The organism is Micromonospora sp. MP36, from assembly GCF_008119785.1.
GTDB lineage: Bacteria > Actinomycetota > Actinomycetes > Mycobacteriales > Micromonosporaceae > Micromonospora.
Window position 1 is genome coordinate 308978 of the sequence record NZ_VSFA01000002.1, and the last position, 16233, is coordinate 325210.

Consider the following 16233-nt stretch of genomic DNA (forward strand, 5'->3'; position numbering starts at 1 on the left):
CCTCGCATGACCAACATCGATGAGCGACTCGCCAGCCAGCTGCACGCCCTCGTCGACGGCGAGCCGGACTCGGCCGCACCGACCGGCATGCTGCTGGAGCGGGGGCGCCAGGCCCGCCGGCGCCGGACCGGCAGCCTCGTCAGCGGCAGCCTCGCGGTGCTCGCGCTCGGCGCGGTCGGTGCGGCCACGCTGGTCCACGGGCCGGCGTCGGACCGTCCGGCCGTCGTCGCCGAGGCATCCTCGCCGGCCGTCGCGTCTCCGCAGATGGAGCTGGCCGCCGCCGTCGCCGCGAGCGAGAACACCAGCTACCGGGTCACGGTGCGCAGGACCGCCCGGGTCGATCCGAAGTGGTCGGAGACTACGTTGGGCGCATTCGACCCGGCAACGGCCAGCGGCTACCTGCGCACCCCGTTTCCCGATGGGCTGAGCTTCCAGGAAGACCGACTGGTCGACGGGGTGTACTACCTCGGCGGAGCCGACGGCGGCCGGAAGATGCCCTGGAAGCGGTACCCGGGCAAGCGGAACTTCCTCCCCTTCGACGCGGCGATGGGCGGCGCCCTGGGCGCCTCCTCCGATCAGGAAGGGCTGTTCCAGGTGCTGAAGAAGACCGGGGCGACGGTCACCAAGACCGGCGAACGGGCCTATCACTTCAGCGTCGAGCCCACCGGCAAGGCCACCGGCTTCGATGCCGGCGCCCCGCTGGCGAGCGAGAAGGTCGTGGGCGACGTGACGCTCGACGCCGACAACCGGGTCGCCAAGCTCGACTACGAAGTCACCTACGTCTGGAAGAAGGACGGAAAGGTCGGTCCGCCGACCACCGTCCAGGTGACCATGGCGTTCTCCGACTACGGCCTGCCGGTGAAGGTGGAGCCGCCGGCCCCCGCCGAGGTCGTCAGGTAGACCCTTCCGCCGCATCGACGCTCGGGCCGGGCACGGTGTCGTCTTCCGGGGCGGCACCGTGCCGGCCCGCGCCGGCGGTGAACCGGGCGGCGCCCTTCATCGCGTCGGTGATCAGCGACTCCATGCCGAAGGTCAGCTCGGTGGCCATCGCCTCCGGCTCGGGCAGGCCGGCGTTGGCGAGCAGCGCCGCCCGGTCGTTGCGCAGGCAGGTCTGCGGATGCCGAGCGATCTCGGCGGCCAGCCGCTCCGCCTCCGCGCGGGCCGCACCCGGCGCGACCAGCCGGTTCACCAGGTCCATCCCGTACGCCTCCTCGGCGGGGACCGGACGGCCGGTGAGGATCAGGTCCATGGCCCGGCTCTCCCCGATCAGCCGGGGCAGCCGGACCGTCCCGCCGTCGATCAGCGGTACGCCCCAGCGCCGGCAGAACACCCCGAGCACCGCGTCCGACTCGGCGATTCGCAGGTCGCACCAGAGCGCCAACTCCAGTCCGCCGGCCACGGCGTACCCGGAGATCGCGGCGAGCACCGGCTTGGACAGGCGCATCCGGGTGGGACCCATCGGGCCGTCGCCCTCCGGTTCGACCCGGTTGCCGCGCGGCGTACCGATGGCCTTCAGGTCGGCGCCGGCGCAGAACGTGCCGCCGGCGCCCCAGAGCACGGCGACCGCCGCGTCCGGGTCAGCCTCGAACGCGCGGAACGCGTCCGCCAGCGCCCGGGCGGTCGGGCCGTCGACGGCGTTGCGCGCCTCCGGCCGGTCCAGGATCACCGTGGTCACCGGCCCGGCGTGCTCGACGCGTACCCCCATCGGGTCAGCATGCCTCGACGGCGGCCGGCGCGCCAGGCATCGGTGCGGGTGCGTTGATCGACTCCAGGTCGCCGACATCGCGGTATCCGACTGACTCCGACACCGCGATGCCGCGTAACTGGAGTTGATAAAGGGTCAGCCACGCCGGGCCAGGGTGGCACCGAGGGCGGCCCCCACCACACAGGCCACGCCGAGCAGTTGCGACCCGGCCAGCAGCTCGCCGAGCAGCAGCGCGCCCACCAGCGCCGCCACCGCCGGTTCCAGGCTGAGCAGCACCGCGAAGACCCGCGCCGGCATCCGGCGCAGCGCGGCCAGCTCCGCCGAGTACGGCAGCACCGACGACAGCAGCGCCACCCCCAGCCCGAGCGCCACGATGCGAAGGTCGAGCAGTTCGGCGCCGCCGGACGCCACCCCGAACGGGAGTACGCAGAGCGCACCCACCGCCATGCCCAGCGCCAGCCCCCGGCTGCCCGGCAGGTGCCCGCTCAGCGCCTTGCCGAGCAGCACGTACCCGGCCCAGCCGACCGCGATCAGCGCGCAGAGCAGCAGGTCCAGCGGGTCCACCCCGATCCCGCCGAGCCCGGCCAGGAGCAGGACGCCCGTCCCGGCCAGCAGCGCCCAGAGCACGTCGACCACGCGGCGGCTGCCGAGCAGCGACACCAGCAGCGGGCCGGCGAACCCGACCGTGACCGCCACCCCGAGCGGCACCCGCTGCAGGGCGGCGTAGAAGGCGAGGTTCATGGCGGCCATGGCCACCCCGAACGCCCCGACCAGGCCGGCCGCCCGCCAGCCGGGCCACCTCGTCGGGCGGGTGACGGCGAGCAGGACCAGCGCGCCGAGGCCGAGCCGCAACGTGGTGGTGCCCCCGGCGCTGGTGGCGGTGAAGAGCTGCTTGGCCACCGCCGCGCCGACCTGGGTGGAGACCATCCCGAGCAGCATCAGCAGCGGCGGGGGTACGGCCTCGGGGCGGCTCAGCGCCGTGACGAGCCGAGCCGCCGGCAGAGACGAGGGGGTACGGGAGGCGTGCGCGTACATTCCGGTCACGATGGTCGGCGACGGCGCGGGACGCGAGGGAATTCCCGGCCCTGGGCCCAGGCAGCGGCGAAGAGCAGCCCGGAGCCGCCAGCGGAAGCCGCTGCTCGCTGTCAGCGACGACCTCCGCGTGGTCGCGCCCGGCTGGCTTGCGTCGGCATGGCCGGAGGCACCCGATGGGGTGATTGGCCAGTCCCGCCCGGTTTGGGGCCGCGCCTGCCGGGAAGTCGGACCACGTGCGCGGACTAGTGAACAACCTCGAACAGGCCTCCCGGCTCGACGGGATCGGCGACCGGCTCCAGCGGGCCGTCCAGGGCACCCTGCGTGGCCAGCGGATCCGGGACTTCCTGCACGGTGTCTGGCTGGGGCACCCGCTGCACCCGGCGATGGTGCAGGTGCCGGTCGGCGCCTGGATCAGCGCCGCGGTGCTGGACCTGATGCCCGGGCAGCGCCGTGCGGCGACCACCCTGATCGGGATCGGCACGGCCAGCGCGGTGCCGGCCGCCGTCGCCGGGCTCAACGACTGGGCCGCACTCTCTCGCGACCAGCGCCGGATCGGCCTGGTGCACGCCACCGCGAACGCCATCGGGCTGGCCTGCTACGCCGGCTCCCTGATCGCCCGGCGCAACGGCCGGTACGGGATGGGCAAGGCGCTGGCGTACCTCGGGCTGTCGGCGGCGAGCGGCGGGGCGTACCTGGGCGGGCACCTGGCGTACAAGCAGGGGGCGCAGGTCAGCCAGAGCATCTCCGAGCTGCACCTGGTGAGCGATGGCTGGCACCCGCTCGGTGACCTGTCCAGCGTGCCGCAGCGGCAGCTCGTCACGCGGGAGATCGACGATGTGTCGGTGATCCTCTACCGGCACGGGGACGACATCACCGTGATGCTGGAGCGCTGCCCGCACCAGAGCGGCCCGCTCGGCCAGGGCCAGGTGCAGGATATCGACGGCCACGACTGCGTCGTGTGCCCGTGGCACGGCAGCACGTTCCGGCTCAACGGCGGCGAGGTGGTGCACGGGCCGTCCGCGAACGACCAGGTCACCCTGCCGGCCCGGGTGGTCAACGGCCGCATCGAGGCCCGCCTGCCCTGACCAGCCAGGGTCAGCCGCGGCAAGCCGCCCGGGCCAGATGTTGGTAGGAAATGGCCCCTGGAGGGCCGAAATCTGCCAAGGTCTGCCGGCGCGGCGCGGCGCGGCGCGGCACGACGCGGGCGCGTGGTGGGTGATGGTCAGTCTTTGCGGTGGCGGCCGGGCAGGAGCGCCCGGCCGGCCGCCCGGGGGACCGGTCGCCGGCGCAGGCCGAGCACCGCCCCGATCTGCGCGCCGACGATGCTCGCCACCGCCAGCACCGCCGAGATCGCCAGCGGCCGGTTGATCCCGTCCTCGGCCGTGGCCCGCGAGGCCCCCGCCGCCATCGCCGGCGGCTGGCCCACCGGTTCCGCTGCCGTGGACCCTGGCGTCCCGGTGCGCCCCGGGGACGGCTTCGCTTTCGGCGTCTGGCCGGCCGCCCCGGCGCCGCCCGCGTCCGCCGTCGGGCCCCGTCCGTTGTGGGGGGTCGCCGACGAGCCGGGCGTCGCTGACGATCCGGGCTTCGCCGCCGGTCCGTCCGGAGCGGCGGCCGGCGTGCGCGGTCCGGGAACCGGCGGGGCCGGGGTGACCAGCCGACCGGTGGCATGCCGGCGAGCTCCCTCGTCCGCCGCCCCCTCCGGCAGTCTCAGCAGTTGGCCGGGGCGGATCCGGTCCGGGTCGGCGATCCGGTTCAGCCGGGCCACCTCGCGGTAGCGGTCGAAGTCGTCCAGGTATCGCTCGGCCACCGTGCCCAGGTAGTCGCCCTTCGCCACCCGGTAGACGGCCGGCTCGCCCGCGTCGGACGCCGCCCGCATTGGCGGGGCGGCGAGCGCGGGGGCGGGGGCGGCCACCTGTTCCGGCGGGGCGGCGAGCCCCCGGGCGGCCTGCTCCGGCGGCGTGACCAGCCGGGCGACCGGCGCCGCGGCCTGCCTTGGAACAGCGACCGCCGGCCCGGCCACGCTCGGCTGCGGAGCGACGACGGCCGGCTGCGGGGCGGCCAGGGCGGCGGCGCTCGCCGCGGCCGGGCTCGCCGCCAGGATCAGCGCCACCGAGCCCACCAGCGCGGCCGCCGCCCGCTGCTGCCGGCGCATTCCGGGCAGCCGGGGCGCCGGCCGGCGCACCGCCGCCGCCAGCAACTCCACCAGTACGGAGAACGCGAAAGTCGCCCAGCCGAACCAGCCCACCACCGCCAGCGCCCGCAGGAACAGCTGCCCGTCGTCGCGGCTGGTCAGCGCCGTACCCACCCCGGCGAGGGTGGGCAGGTGGTCGGGGAGAGGATTGCCGGCGAGGGCGAGGAGCGCGATCGGCCCGCCGGCCAACACCGCGCAGAGCACGACGAGGGCGCCCAGCCCGGTGAGGACCTGGCCGGTCCGCCGTACGGCGGAGCGTTGCGGTGCGGCCATGGCTGCTGCCTTCCCTTCCTTACGGTGCCCCGGTGAGCGCCCGCGCGGTGGCCTCACCGGTGACGGTGACGGAGTCGTCCAAGCCGAAGAGGGCGAGCAGATCCCGGCGGTAGGTGATACGGACGCGTACCTGGATCTGCTTCTCGCCGTCGACCACCGGGAAGCTGACGTCGTGCCCGCGGACCCCACCGGCGGCGCGCAGGTAGTCCGCGACGGCGTCCCGGGCCGCCGCCTCGTCGATCTCCTTCGGGCCGCCCTCGATCGCCCGGGCCCGGTCGATCATCTGGCCGCCGCTGCGAGCCGCCTCGGCGGCGAGGTCGTCGGCGCGCTGCAACGACCGCAACTGGCCGGCCGTGTCGTACGCCAGCCCGATGACCACGAGGACCCCGGCCAGCGCGGCGGCGAGGAAAAGGCTGATCCGGCCGCTCTCCCGGCCGGCCCGCGGGATCATCGCCGGCTCCGGTAGCTGTCCAGCGGAGACGTGAAGGTCGCCAAGACGCGATGCTCACCCGGCACCCCGGGCACGCCCGGCGCGCGCAGGTCCGTGAAGGAGACCCGGCAGGTGACCGTGACCGTGACGGTGGCGGGCACCCCGGGTGCGCTCCGGTACGCCGCCGCGAAGGTGGTCGACCGGCCCCGGACCGAGCCGCTGAACTGCAACGCCGGGGCTCCGGCGCAGTTCAGCCCCCGCCAGTCGAGCTGCTGGCGGGCCGCGTCGACGGCCGCGGACTGCCCGGACCGAGCGTCCCGGGCGATCGAGGCGGCCCGGGCGGCGTCATGTGCGGCCGACTCCACCGCCTCGTCCGCCACCGCCGTACGCCCGGCCACCCCGGCCAGCACCAGCAGCCCGATGAAGGCGGGGGCGAGCACCGCCACCTCGATCGAGACCGAGCCCCGTTCGCGCATCGGCCTCACCCCGTCGTCCAGCGTTCGACGGTGCCGTGCGCGGTCTGCCGGACCGGGAAGCTGACCCCCGGGACGACCGACAGGGACCGGCCGGTGACCGTGCAGGTCACCTCGGTGGCGCCGGTGACGCAGGTGGGGCCGGTCTCGTCCCAGCCGACCAGCCAGTCCCCGGCGGTCCGCAGGAAGCGGGCGGCCCGGGCCTCGCCGGCTCCCGCTGGCGCCTCGAGGACCCGCTGCGCGTTGACCCCGCTCTGCGCCGCGTGCAGCGCGGTGGAGCGGGCGACGAACCAGGCCGCGACCTGGATCGACCCGAAGAGCAGCACCAGGATGGCCGGCATCACCACGGCCAGTTCGACCGGATTCGCCCCCCGGTCCGTACCGTCCGCGGCGAGCCGCCGCCGGACGGCCGCGACCGCCCGGCGGAGGACGCCGGACGCGGCCGGGGGGCGGCCCGCCGAGCCGGCGGCCTGCCGCAGCTCGGGCGCGGGCCGCCGCGGCCGGGCGGGGTCCGCCGCCAGGCCGCTGCCGTTCGCCACAGATCGTCGCATCGGATCCGTCAGGGTGCGGTCGGGACGGCGTTCATCCAGTTCCGTGCCCGGGCCATGACCAGGCCGGTGACGAAGAGGGCCGCGGCCACCAGGCCAAAAATGATCACTGCGGTGGGGACCGGGCTGTCTCCCCGCTCCGGCTCCCGACGCAGGTCGGCCAGGCGCGTGGTCAGCGCGGCGTGCAGGTAGGCGATGAGCTGCATGGGAACTCCTTCTCGGGGTGGATGTCACAGGCGGGCGAGGAACGGATACACGGCGAAGCCGAGCAGCACGAAAACCAGCAACGAGCCCGGGATGTCCAGCCGGCTGGTCACCCCCTCGGCCCGGGCCAGGTTGTCGGTACGGATCTGGTCGCGCAGCGAGTCCGCGCGGCTGCGCAGCGTCTCGTGCACCTGGGCGCCCTCGCTGCCGGACGAGCGCATGATGGCGCCCACGTCGCCCAGCTCCGGGATGCCGATCCGGTCGGCGAGTTCCTGCAACTCGTCCCAGGGCGAGTGCATCTGGAGCTGGGCGATCCGCAGCGCCTCCCGGATCCGGTCGAAGACCCAGCCGTCGCAGACCGTCGCCGCGCGTTCCAGCGACTGCACCGGGCCGTGCGCCGCGGAGAGCTGCAACGCCACCAGGTCCAGGTAGGTACAGACCGCCTGGCGGAACTCGTCCCGCGCGGCGTCCGCCTTGGCCAGCACCTCGCGGTGGGCGAGCAGGCCGGCGAGGAACGCCATCCCCAGGCTGCCCAACAGGGGTACGGCCAACGGCACCGACACCCCGCCGAGGAACAGCACGGCCGAGGTCAGGGCCGGGGTGGCGAACCCGACCAGGGCGCTGAGCAGCACCGACAGGGCGTACTGCTCGGGGGTGCGGTCGAGCAGGGCGAGCTGCCGGTGCGGCGGGCGCAGCCAGCGCGAGAGCCCGCCCAGCCAATCCGGGCCGCCCCGGGCGGTGGCCACCTGCCCGGGCGGCTGGTGCAGCCGGCGCAGCGCGGGGCCGAGCGCCGGGGTGGCCGGCAGTGCCTCGCGGACCACCAGGAAGAGGCCGAGCCCGATGGCCGCCCCGCCCAGCACGGCCGCGGCGAGCTGCCAGTTGAGGATCACCGCAGCCCTCCTTCGTTGGCGACCGGCTCACTTCTCGCGCTCACGCGATCACCTCGTCCGGGTCGGGAGCCGGCAGGAAACGCGCCGGCCGGGGCGGCTGGCTCATCGACCGGACCCAGACCAGCAGCCCGACGAACGCGCCACCGAGCACCGCCATCACGAGCTGCCCGACCGGCGTCCGGTACGGCCGGATGTACTCGGTGTTGACCAGCGCGTACGCGAGGGCGGCCAGGGTCATCCCGGTGAGGAAGCGGACCGCGAACCGGGGCTGCGTCCGTTTCGCCTCCACTTCGCGCCGGGTGGCCACCTCGGCGGACGCGGCCGCGGCGATCGAGCCGAGCACGTCACCCAGCCGCTCGCCGCGGTCGGTCAGGTGCAGGATCAGCGCGGCCACCACCTGGTCGCAGACCGGATCGCCGATCTCGTCGGCGAAGGCGAGCAGGGCGGACTTCGCCAGCCAGCCCGCCTGGAGCCGGGCCGCCAGGGTGCGTACCTCCTCCTGGATCTCCTCGGGAGCGGTGGCGATGGTGCCGACGATGGCCTGCTGGAGTCCTTGGCCGGTGCCGCAGATGTCCTTGAGCCGGCGGGTCCACTCACCCACCGCCTCGATCCGGGCGCCGGCCCGCTGCTCGGCCCGGCCGACCCCGAAGAGCCACGGCACCCCGGGCACCGCCAGCGCCACCAGCAGGCCGACCACCGGCAGCCCGGTCAGCAGGAAGGCCACCGCGCCGGCCACCACGGCCGCGCCGAGTAGCACCTGGTACCGGCGCTGCTCCCGTCGGCTCGCCCCGGATCCGGTCCAGACTCGGCGCAGCCCCGGCCCGGCGCCGGCCGCCGGTCCAGGTGGCCGGTGGGTGCCGACCAGCGCGACCACGGCCAGCACCAGCCCGGCCACGCCGGCCGCGCCGGAGCAGAGAGCGATCAGCTCGATCACCGTCATGTCGGGCCCGCCTTCGTGCGCCTCGGCCTGGTCACGGTGCTGGTCGTCGTTCGTGACTGCGGGGCTCGCAACCCCGGCTCACTCCTCGCGCTCACGGTGCTGGCCTCGGTTCGCGACTGCGGGGCGCGCAACGCCGGCTCACTCCTCGCGCTCACGGTTGCCGCCGGCCGAGGCGGGTGTGCCGAGGGCGGCGCCAGGCGCCGGTGCCGGCCTCGATGAAGCGGGTCAACAGCCGGGCGTCGTAGCCGACGCGCAGGAGCTGGTCCCGGATCCGCTCGGGGAGGTGGCGGGGGACGGCCCGGCCGTCCGGCCCCGGCCCGAACACCGAGGTGGTGATGATCCGGTTGCCGGCACCGACACCGACCACCTCCTCGACGTGCGAGACGAAGCGGTGCTTGCGACCGCCGATCGCGGTCTCGTCCTCCACCGTGACGTAGACGATCAGGTCGAGCGCGTTGCCCGCCATCCGGCGCGCCTGGTCGACCGTCATCTCCCGGCCGTGGGCGAGCGCCAGCTCGATGATCCGTTCGCTCACCCCCGCCGGGGTACGGGCGTGGATGGTGCACATCGACCCGCGACTGGTGGTCATCGCCTGGAGCATCGGCACGATCTCCCGGGACCGGACCTCGCCGACGATGATCCGCAGCACGCCCATCCGCAGCGAGACCGGGATCAGGTCGGCGATGCTCACCTCGCCGGCCGGTCGGCCGTCCAGCCCGCGCTCGCCGTGCCCCTCGCGGGCCTCGAAGCTCATCACCGCCCGGTGCCGGTGCCCGCGCCGGGCCGGCAGCAGCTCGCGGCTCTCCTCCAGCAGCACGTACGGCTCGTCGGCCGGGATCTCCTCCATCAGCGCCCGGATCACCGTGGTCTTCCCCGCCCCGGCCAGCCCGGCGACCATGATGTTCAGCCCGGCCCGCAGGGACGCGCGGAGGAAGTCGCGCAGCAGCGGGTCGATCATCTCGTCCAGGTCGGGCCGGCCGCCGGCGATGTCCTCCAGGCTCACCGCCAGGGTGTTGTGCTTGCGGATCACCGCGTACGGGCGGTGGCTGACCAGGAAGACCGCGGCGAGCCGGCTGCCGTCCGGCAGTTGCAGGTCGAGGGTCGGCTTCGAGGTGGACAGTGACCGCTCGGTGGCCCCGGCCCGCCGGGCCGCCGCCTGAAGGATCTCCACCAGCTCCTCGTCGCTGTCGGCGATCGGCTCGGCCCAGTCCACGCCGCCGCCGTGCCGGGTGATGCGGACCTGGTCGCAGCCGAGGATGTGCACCTCCTCGATGGTCTCGTCGACCAGCAGCGTCTGGAGTCGCCCCAGCCCGACCAGCTCGGCAGTCACCTGGTCGAGCAGCAGTCGTTCCTCTTCGGCGGGCATCGGCGTGCCGGCCCGGCGCACCGAGTCCGCGTACGCGGAGACCACCGCGACGGCCAGCCGGGCCCGCTCGACCTCCTCGGCGTCCGCGTCGAACTCCCGGCCCCGCTGCCAGAGGGTGAGCCGCTCGCTCAGCTCCCGGCGCAGCTCGCGGACCACCGCGAAGTCGACCCGGGGGCGGGGCGGCGGCGTAGGTGCCGGTGGCGCGACGGCCGGCGTGCCGGGCTGGTGCCGCCCGTTCGGCGGGGCCAGCGGCGGCACCGTGGAGGTGGCACCGGGCTGCTGCCCGCGCGGGTCGTGGGAGACCGGCTCAAACCGCACCGGACACCCCCGGCCCGCCCGGCGCGGTCACCGCCGGCGCCGCCGCCCCCGGCCAGGCCAGCCGGGCCCGGCGCCGGTCCAGCAGCGCCCGGACCGGCACCTCCAGGGCGCCGGCCGCGCGCAGCAGCGGCCGGCCGGCGCGTACGGTGCCGCCGAGGCTGAGCACCGCCGCGGTACGCGGGTCGTGCGGCAGCCGGCCGATCACCGGCAGCCGCAGGGCCTTGCTGATCTCGCTGGTGCCGTGCCCGTCCCCGACCACCAAAAGGCGCAGGGTGCCCGGGGGGACCCGGTGTTCGGTGAAGTCCCGTTCGATGGCGCGGACGGTCGACCGGGTGGCCGACAGGTCCGGCAGGTGCGCGCGGGTGACCAGCAGCACCACCGCCGCGGCCCGGAGCACCGGCCACGGTGGACCGCCCACCTGGAGCCGGCCACAGTCGACCAGCACGTCGTACGGGGGGACGCCCCGTTCCAGGCTGGTGAAGAAGTCGGCGAAGCGCTGCCAGAGCGGGCTCACGCTGCCGGCCTGGGCCGGGTCGACCACGCCGGGCAGCAGCAGCCGCTCCCGCTTCGGGGCGTCCAGGTCGACCAGCTGCGACCAGAAGGCGCTCTCCAGGTTGCCGTCGCGCAGCTCCCCGACGGCCAACTCGCCGATGCCCCGGGGGCCGTCGAGCGCCCCGCCCAGATAGCCGGCGAGGATCGAACCGCCCGCCGGGTCGCACTCGGCCAGCACCAGCCGTCGGTGCCAGCTCAACGCGGCGGCCAGCGCGGACGTGGTGACGCCGGGCGAGCCCTTCGCCGAGACCAGGGCGATGACCGCCATCAGGCCGCCCCGGTGAGCACGAGCGCGATCCGGTCGTCGGCGGCCAGCACCACCACCGCTGGCACGTCCCGGACGGCCAGGGCCACGTAGACCACCACGTCGTCGTGCTCCGGTGTGACCGAGTCGATCACGGTGGCCTCGAACCGGGTGCCGCCGGCGCGCGCCTCGCCCTCGGCGTTCTTGTCCGGGGTGCTGACCAGCAGGACCTTGTCGCCGGGGTGGAGCGTACGGGCCGGCACCTGGCTCGGCTTGAGCCCGAGGGCGATCTGCTGCTGCCCGGGCCCGAGCAGCGGGGCGTCGGTGAGCTGCGCCGGGGTGAGCAGGGTGCCCGGGGTCAGGCGCACCGCCGCCCGCAGGCCCAGCACCTCCTTCAGCCGGCGGGTCGGCACCGGCCGCAGCCCCTGGCCGCCGGAGACCCGCACCGCGACCAGGTCGTCGGCGCTGAGCTGCCGGCCCGCCTCGACCGGGCGGTCCACCGCCAGGTAGCTGCCGGTGGACCGGACCGAGGTGACCGCGAAGGCCGAGCCCAGCCCGCCGAGGGCGATCAGCAGCACCGCCAGGCCGAGCAGGCCGGGGCGGACCCGCCGCTGCCGGACCACCCGGGGCGGCGCCACCGGCGCGTCCAACGGGGTCCCGTTCCGGGTCGCCACACTCACTGGGCCACCTCCGTTCCCGACTGCGGGGCGCGCAAGCCGGGCTCACGCGCGCATCCCGGCTCGGCCGCGTCCCACGCGAGCCGCCCTGTCCTCACGCTCACCGCGTCACCACCTGGAGTTCGTTGATCTGCACCGGGACCGTGCCGCTGACCCGGCTCTGCGCGATGTCGCCGCTCTTGCCCCCGCCGACCCAGTGCACCGTCCAGTACGTGGTGGCGCTGACCTGGTAGGTGCCCGCCCGGGCGTACCCGCGGTCGTAGCCGCAGTTGGGGGAGGTCAACCCGGCCCGGGGGCCGTCGGCCGTGTACGGGGTGCCGGGCCTGCGGCAGGTGATCCGGGTGCCGTCGCCCATGGTCCAGACGATCCGGTTGACCCGGGCGGTGATCCGGACCGTCAGCCCCCGGTCCGAGGCGGCGGCCCGCAGCGGTCCGAAGTAGGCGGCCCCGCTGCTGGCCCACATCCAGACCGGCAGGCCGACCAGGCCGGGCCCCTTGCTCCGCCGGGGCGCGACCGCGATCCGGGGCGGCAGCAGCGTGATCGAGGCGAGCGCGCGGCGGGCCAGCTCCTCCGGGTCGGGCGGCGCGCCGTAGCCGGGCGGCGGGCCGTCCCGCAGGACCGTGGTCTGGGTGCCCAGGTCACCGCCGTTGCAGGTCTGGACGTACCACTGCTTGCCCGCGGGCGTGGCCTGCTGCGGCTCGGCCAGCTTGTAGTAGCAGCCGTCACCGTTGTTGAACCAGCCGAGGAACTCGCTGTAGCAGGCGATGACCCGCCCGTTCCACTGGCACTTCGCGGCGGCTCCCCCGCCGTTCCCGCCCCCGCCGGTGTTCCCACCGCCGCCGGGATCGCCCGGGACGCCCGGGTCGTCGTCCCAGACGTTGCAGTCGTTCTGCCCGGGCGGGCAGTTGCCGCCGGGACCGGCCGCCCGGACGGGTACGCCGGTCAGCGTGAGCAGCAGCGCCAGGCCGGCGGCGAGCAGCAGCCTTCGGGGTGCCCCGGCCCGGGTCGGGTGGGCCGGGACACCCCCTCCTCCCCAGGTCAGCACGGCTGGTCCTGATGCGTGGCGCCGGCATTGATCAACCACCGGCCGTCCGGGTAGCGGGTGGCGGTGGCCGTGGCCAGGTAGCGGCCGCCGCGCGTGCCGGGGACGACCCGGCGGTCCTTGGCGTAGACGAGGCGGTAGCCGGTGGCGTCCAGGCAGTCCTGGATCTCCACGGTGGGCGGGTCGGCGGCCAGGTCGACCGACACGACGGCCGGATCGGAGACGAGCGTCCCGGTACGCATCGCGCCGTGCTCCTTCGCCTCATGAATTGCCACCCGTACCCGGGTCAGCAGCGGATCCGCCAGGAATCGGGACAGCGCGGGATGCGCCGGATCGCTGCGCGCGCTCGCCGCTCGGGACGCGTCCAGATACCCGGAATACGCGGCGAGGGCGGCTTTCTCGGCGGCCTGTTCGTCGGCGGCCGAATGGGTGGCCGGTGTGCTGTCGTGCCCGGTCAGTGGGCGGGCCGCCGCCTCCGGTTCGGTGCCGCAACCGGTGCTCGCGCCCAGCACGGCAAGGCTGAGCAGGCAGCTTGTCCAGCGGCGGGAATGCCGTGTGCGCAACGCCGTGCCTCCTCGGTGGTGGCCCGGAGCGGTCGCGCCGGCGTACTCCGGGCATGCGGCAGCGCGCCCGGATGTGTGCGGCCGGGCCTTGACTGACTACCGCTGCAATTGCCTCTGTTGATCTTCGACGAATTCGAAAGGTTGTCTCTGGTTGGCCTCCGACGCCAATTGCTCGGGGTTGCGTCGTACCCAAGGGGCGAGCATAGGCTGACGTCCGCCGATGCAACAGAGGCAATTCTTTTGAACACGCTGAGTGATGACAGGTGGTGGTGGCCGGTGGGTGTCCGGACGGCGACGCTCCCGCGAGGGCCGGCCGGGGCGGTGGCAGGAGTGCCCGCACCCTGTCAAGGTCGCACTCGGTCCGTTGGTCGATCGAAGGGCGGAAGAATGGGTGGCATCTGTGCCTCTGGTCCGATCCGTCCCGTCGGGGTCCGGGCTCGTCGCCGGCCGTCGCCCGCCGGCCACCCCGCCTCCGGCCGCCCCGGTCGGCACGCCGGTTTCCGCGCCATCCGCCACACGCCGGCACGGCAAATATCACTCTCCGTGCTCCAGAGTGGAACGGTAAGCAACCGCGCCGGCGGGTCAAAGTGACCGCCGAACGGCTCCGAAGCACCGGACCGGAGGTCACCCGGCGTCCGGCGGTACGGCTGCTGGCGGTCCTGGCGCTCGTACCGCCGATGCGGCTGGCGGTCGCGCGGTACGCCGTACCCCCGGGATCGGTGGACCGGGCCGGGTGCGACCGGTGCGGCACGCCCCTCGGCCTGGACCGGCCGCTGCCGGCGCTCGGACCGACGGCCCGCTGCCCGGTCTGCCGGGCCCGGGTCGGCGCGCCACCCGGCGCGGTCGAGGCGGCCCTGGCCGCGGCGGTGGCGGTGCTCGCGCTGGCCGGCGGCCCGGTCGCCGTGCGGGTGGCGGTGGCCTGGTGGCTCGCCTGGGCAGTGCCGCTGGCGCTGGTCGACGCGGCGGTGCACCGGCTGCCGGACCGGCTCACCTATCCGGCGGCGGCCGGCGTCTGGGGGCTGCTCGGGGTGGCCGCGGTGGGCGGGGCCGGTCCGGTGCCCTGGCTGCGGGCCACCGCCGCCGGGCTCGTCCTCGGCGCAGGCTTCGCGGCCACCACCCTGCTGCTCGGCCGGCGCGGCTTCGGGCTCGGCGACGCCAAGCTCGCCCTAGGGGCGGGTGCGCTGCTCGGCTGGTACGGGTGGTCGGCGCTGGTGGTCGGGCTGGTGCTCGCCGTCACCCTCTCCGCGCTGGTCGGGCTGGCCCTGCTCGCGGCGCGCCGGGTCCGCTGGTCCAGCCACCTGCCCTTCGGCCCGTTCCTCATCCTCGCCACCGCCGCGACCCTCCTGCTCACCCCCTGACACCCCCGCCGCCCGGTGACGCACTCGTTCCCGCCCGTCCCCACGCGGTGGCCACTCTTTGGCGGAATGAGCACCGTTGCCGTGAATCTGCGCGCATGGCCGAGGGTGGGCGTGGGCGGCGACGGGGTGGGTCAGCGGCGGGCGGGGCGGGTGAGGGGGCGGGCGGCGCGCCGGGCGCGGCGGGCCAGCAACTCGGCGGCCGGGCGAGCGGCCAGCGGGGTGAGCAGGGCGCCGACGAGGACCCCGAGCAGCAGTCCGGCGGCCACGTCGTGCGGGTAGTGCACCCCGACGAAGGTGCGGGACAGCGCGGCGAGCAGCGCCAGCGGGGCGGCCACCAAGCCGATCCGGCGGTGCAGCAGCAGCGTGGTGGCGGCCAACGCGCCGGCGATGGTGGCGTGGTTGCTGGGGAACGACCAGTCGCCGACCGGGGGGCAATGCCCGGCGACGATCACCAGGTCGGCGGGGCTGCGGCAGGGCCGGTCCTCGGCGATCAGGTCCTTGAGCCCCTCGCTGGCCCCGTACGCCAGCAGCACGGTGACCGGCGCGGCCAGGGCGAGCGCCCGGCCCCGGACGTCGCCGCCGACCAGCCGGGTCAGCGCGGCCAGCACCATGAGTACGCCGAGCAGCAGGATCGCGCCCTCGGTGAAGTGGGTGGCGAACCAGTGCACCGGCTGCGGCGTGCTGTCGGCGTACTGCACGATGTCGTGGTACCAGTCGGCGCTGATATCCGGAACGTCGGTCATAACGGCGTCAGTCATGAATCACCTCACCAACTGTTCATACTCCGTACACCTGGAGGGTGCCGGGAAAATCCACCGCCCGGCACCGAAGTCTCAGGCGGTTCACAGGTGGTGAGCAGGGAGCGCCCAGTGGCGGCGCTACGACGCCTCGGAGGGGTGCGCCGGCTGCGCGGGAACCCCGGACATCCGCTCGACGATCTCCTCCAACGCCTCGAACGCGTACGCCCAGTTGTGGCACTTGAAGCTGCGCAGCCCCTCGATCGGGCTGCGGCAGTCCGCGCAGTGCACGCCGGGGATGGCGGCCGGCACCTCGGTGTTCACGTACTTGCGCTCGCCGAGGATCACCCGGGCGATCATCGTGCGGTCGTGCACCCCGTGCAGGGCGGAGGCGACGATGTCGTACCAGTTCACCCGGCGGCCACACTTCGGGCAGTCCGGCTCGTCGCCACTGATCCAGAGCGGGGCGCCGATGCTGCGCGCCGGCATGTTGAGCAGCTTCTCCAGCCGGCGTACGTCCGACTCGGGCGTGGTCCACCGGTGCCGGCCGGGCAGCGAGGCGGGCGAGTCGTAGACGGCGCGGAACACCACCGGGTCGACCTCCACGGTCTCCCGCCTACCGGTCATCGGTACCCCCTCGGTGCGGCATGCTCCCCACCGTCGTACCAGGTGGCGGGCGTCCGCAGC

19 protein-coding genes are annotated in these 16233 nt (G+C 74.9%); 3 read left to right on the forward strand and 16 right to left on the reverse strand.

Annotated elements, in window-relative coordinates:
* Nucleotides 1-6 precede the first annotated feature (6 nt).
* Nucleotides 7-900 (forward strand): hypothetical protein, encoded by an 894-nt coding sequence (locus FXF52_RS04615; RefSeq protein WP_148793970.1) that lies wholly within the window; start codon nucleotides 7-9, stop codon nucleotides 898-900.
* On the opposite strand, the gene FXF52_RS04620 is transcribed toward FXF52_RS04615, so the two are convergent.
* On the reverse strand, nucleotides 893-1705 hold the full coding sequence (locus tag FXF52_RS04620; RefSeq protein ID WP_148793971.1) for a crotonase/enoyl-CoA hydratase family protein: 813 nt from the start codon (nucleotides 1703-1705) through the stop codon (nucleotides 893-895). The two genes, FXF52_RS04615 and FXF52_RS04620, sit on opposite strands and share 8 nt — an antisense overlap.
* A gap of 135 nt (nucleotides 1706-1840) precedes the next feature.
* On the reverse strand, nucleotides 1841-2740 hold the full coding sequence (locus tag FXF52_RS04625) for a DMT family transporter (RefSeq protein WP_148793972.1): 900 nt from the start codon (nucleotides 2738-2740) through the stop codon (nucleotides 1841-1843).
* A gap of 233 nt (nucleotides 2741-2973) precedes the next feature.
* Between FXF52_RS04625 and FXF52_RS04630 the strand changes: the two genes are divergently transcribed.
* Nucleotides 2974-3825: a Rieske 2Fe-2S domain-containing protein gene (locus tag FXF52_RS04630; RefSeq protein ID WP_148793973.1), complete on the forward strand. Its 852-nt coding sequence runs from the start codon at nucleotides 2974-2976 to the stop codon at nucleotides 3823-3825.
* A gap of 137 nt (nucleotides 3826-3962) precedes the next feature.
* Here FXF52_RS04630 and FXF52_RS04635 read toward each other — a convergent pair whose 3' ends face one another.
* The 12 genes from FXF52_RS04635 to FXF52_RS04690 form a co-directional block, all read right to left on the reverse strand.
* Nucleotides 3963-5204 carry a LysM peptidoglycan-binding domain-containing protein gene (locus FXF52_RS04635; RefSeq protein WP_148793974.1) on the reverse strand — a complete coding sequence of 414 codons (1242 nt, stop codon included), beginning with the start codon at nucleotides 5202-5204 and terminating at the stop codon, nucleotides 3963-3965.
* 19 nt (nucleotides 5205-5223) lie between these two features.
* Nucleotides 5224-5655 carry a pilus assembly protein TadG-related protein gene (locus FXF52_RS04640; protein ID WP_148793975.1) on the reverse strand — a complete coding sequence of 144 codons (432 nt, stop codon included), beginning with the start codon at nucleotides 5653-5655 and terminating at the stop codon, nucleotides 5224-5226.
* Nucleotides 5652-6110, reverse strand: a complete 459-nt coding sequence (locus FXF52_RS04645; RefSeq protein WP_148793976.1) for a TadE/TadG family type IV pilus assembly protein — start codon at nucleotides 6108-6110, stop codon at nucleotides 5652-5654. The genes FXF52_RS04640 and FXF52_RS04645 overlap by 4 nt, the downstream gene beginning before the upstream one ends.
* A 5-nt stretch (nucleotides 6111-6115) precedes the next feature.
* A complete protein-coding gene (locus FXF52_RS04650; RefSeq protein ID WP_148793977.1) occupies nucleotides 6116-6658 on the reverse strand; it encodes a TadE/TadG family type IV pilus assembly protein in 543 nt (180 codons plus the stop codon).
* A gap of 8 nt (nucleotides 6659-6666) precedes the next feature.
* Nucleotides 6667-6861, reverse strand: coding sequence for a DUF2970 domain-containing protein (locus tag FXF52_RS04655; protein ID WP_148793978.1), 195 nt, complete (start codon nucleotides 6859-6861; stop codon nucleotides 6667-6669).
* A gap of 24 nt (nucleotides 6862-6885) precedes the next feature.
* Nucleotides 6886-7746 (reverse strand): type II secretion system F family protein, encoded by an 861-nt coding sequence (locus FXF52_RS04660; RefSeq protein WP_187413330.1) that lies wholly within the window; start codon nucleotides 7744-7746, stop codon nucleotides 6886-6888.
* A gap of 43 nt (nucleotides 7747-7789) precedes the next feature.
* Nucleotides 7790-8689 carry a type II secretion system F family protein gene (locus tag FXF52_RS04665; RefSeq protein WP_148793980.1) on the reverse strand — a complete coding sequence of 300 codons (900 nt, stop codon included), beginning with the start codon at nucleotides 8687-8689 and terminating at the stop codon, nucleotides 7790-7792.
* Between the two features lie 151 nt (nucleotides 8690-8840).
* A complete protein-coding gene (locus FXF52_RS04670) occupies nucleotides 8841-10373 on the reverse strand; it encodes a CpaF family protein (RefSeq protein ID WP_148793981.1) in 1533 nt (510 codons plus the stop codon).
* Complete coding sequence (locus FXF52_RS04675; protein WP_148793982.1) at nucleotides 10363-11193, reverse strand: ParA family protein; 831 nt, start codon at nucleotides 11191-11193, stop codon at nucleotides 10363-10365. Before FXF52_RS04675 ends, FXF52_RS04670 begins: the two co-directional genes overlap by 11 nt.
* On the reverse strand, nucleotides 11193-11849 hold the full coding sequence (locus FXF52_RS04680; protein ID WP_148793983.1) for an SAF domain-containing protein: 657 nt from the start codon (nucleotides 11847-11849) through the stop codon (nucleotides 11193-11195). Before FXF52_RS04680 ends, FXF52_RS04675 begins: the two co-directional genes overlap by 1 nt.
* A 97-nt stretch (nucleotides 11850-11946) precedes the next feature.
* Nucleotides 11947-12891, reverse strand: coding sequence for a hypothetical protein (locus FXF52_RS04685; protein WP_148793984.1), 945 nt, complete (start codon nucleotides 12889-12891; stop codon nucleotides 11947-11949).
* Entirely contained in the window at nucleotides 12885-13451 is a 567-nt protein-coding gene (locus FXF52_RS04690) for a hypothetical protein (protein ID WP_148793985.1), read from the reverse strand. Before FXF52_RS04690 ends, FXF52_RS04685 begins: the two co-directional genes overlap by 7 nt.
* A gap of 587 nt (nucleotides 13452-14038) precedes the next feature.
* Between FXF52_RS04690 and FXF52_RS04695 the strand changes: the two genes are divergently transcribed.
* The gene (locus FXF52_RS04695) at nucleotides 14039-14809 is read left to right on the forward strand and encodes an A24 family peptidase (protein ID WP_255471730.1); all 771 of its coding nucleotides are present in this window, start codon (nucleotides 14039-14041) and stop codon (nucleotides 14807-14809) included.
* Nucleotides 14810-14940: 131 nt separating this feature from the next.
* Here FXF52_RS04695 and FXF52_RS04700 read toward each other — a convergent pair whose 3' ends face one another.
* Both FXF52_RS04700 and FXF52_RS04705 read right to left on the reverse strand, forming a co-directional pair.
* Entirely contained in the window at nucleotides 14941-15567 is a 627-nt protein-coding gene (locus FXF52_RS04700) for a phosphatase PAP2 family protein (RefSeq protein ID WP_148793986.1), read from the reverse strand.
* 120 nt (nucleotides 15568-15687) lie between these two features.
* A complete protein-coding gene (locus FXF52_RS04705; RefSeq protein WP_148793987.1) occupies nucleotides 15688-16173 on the reverse strand; it encodes a hypothetical protein in 486 nt (161 codons plus the stop codon).
* Nucleotides 16174-16233 lie beyond the last annotated feature (60 nt).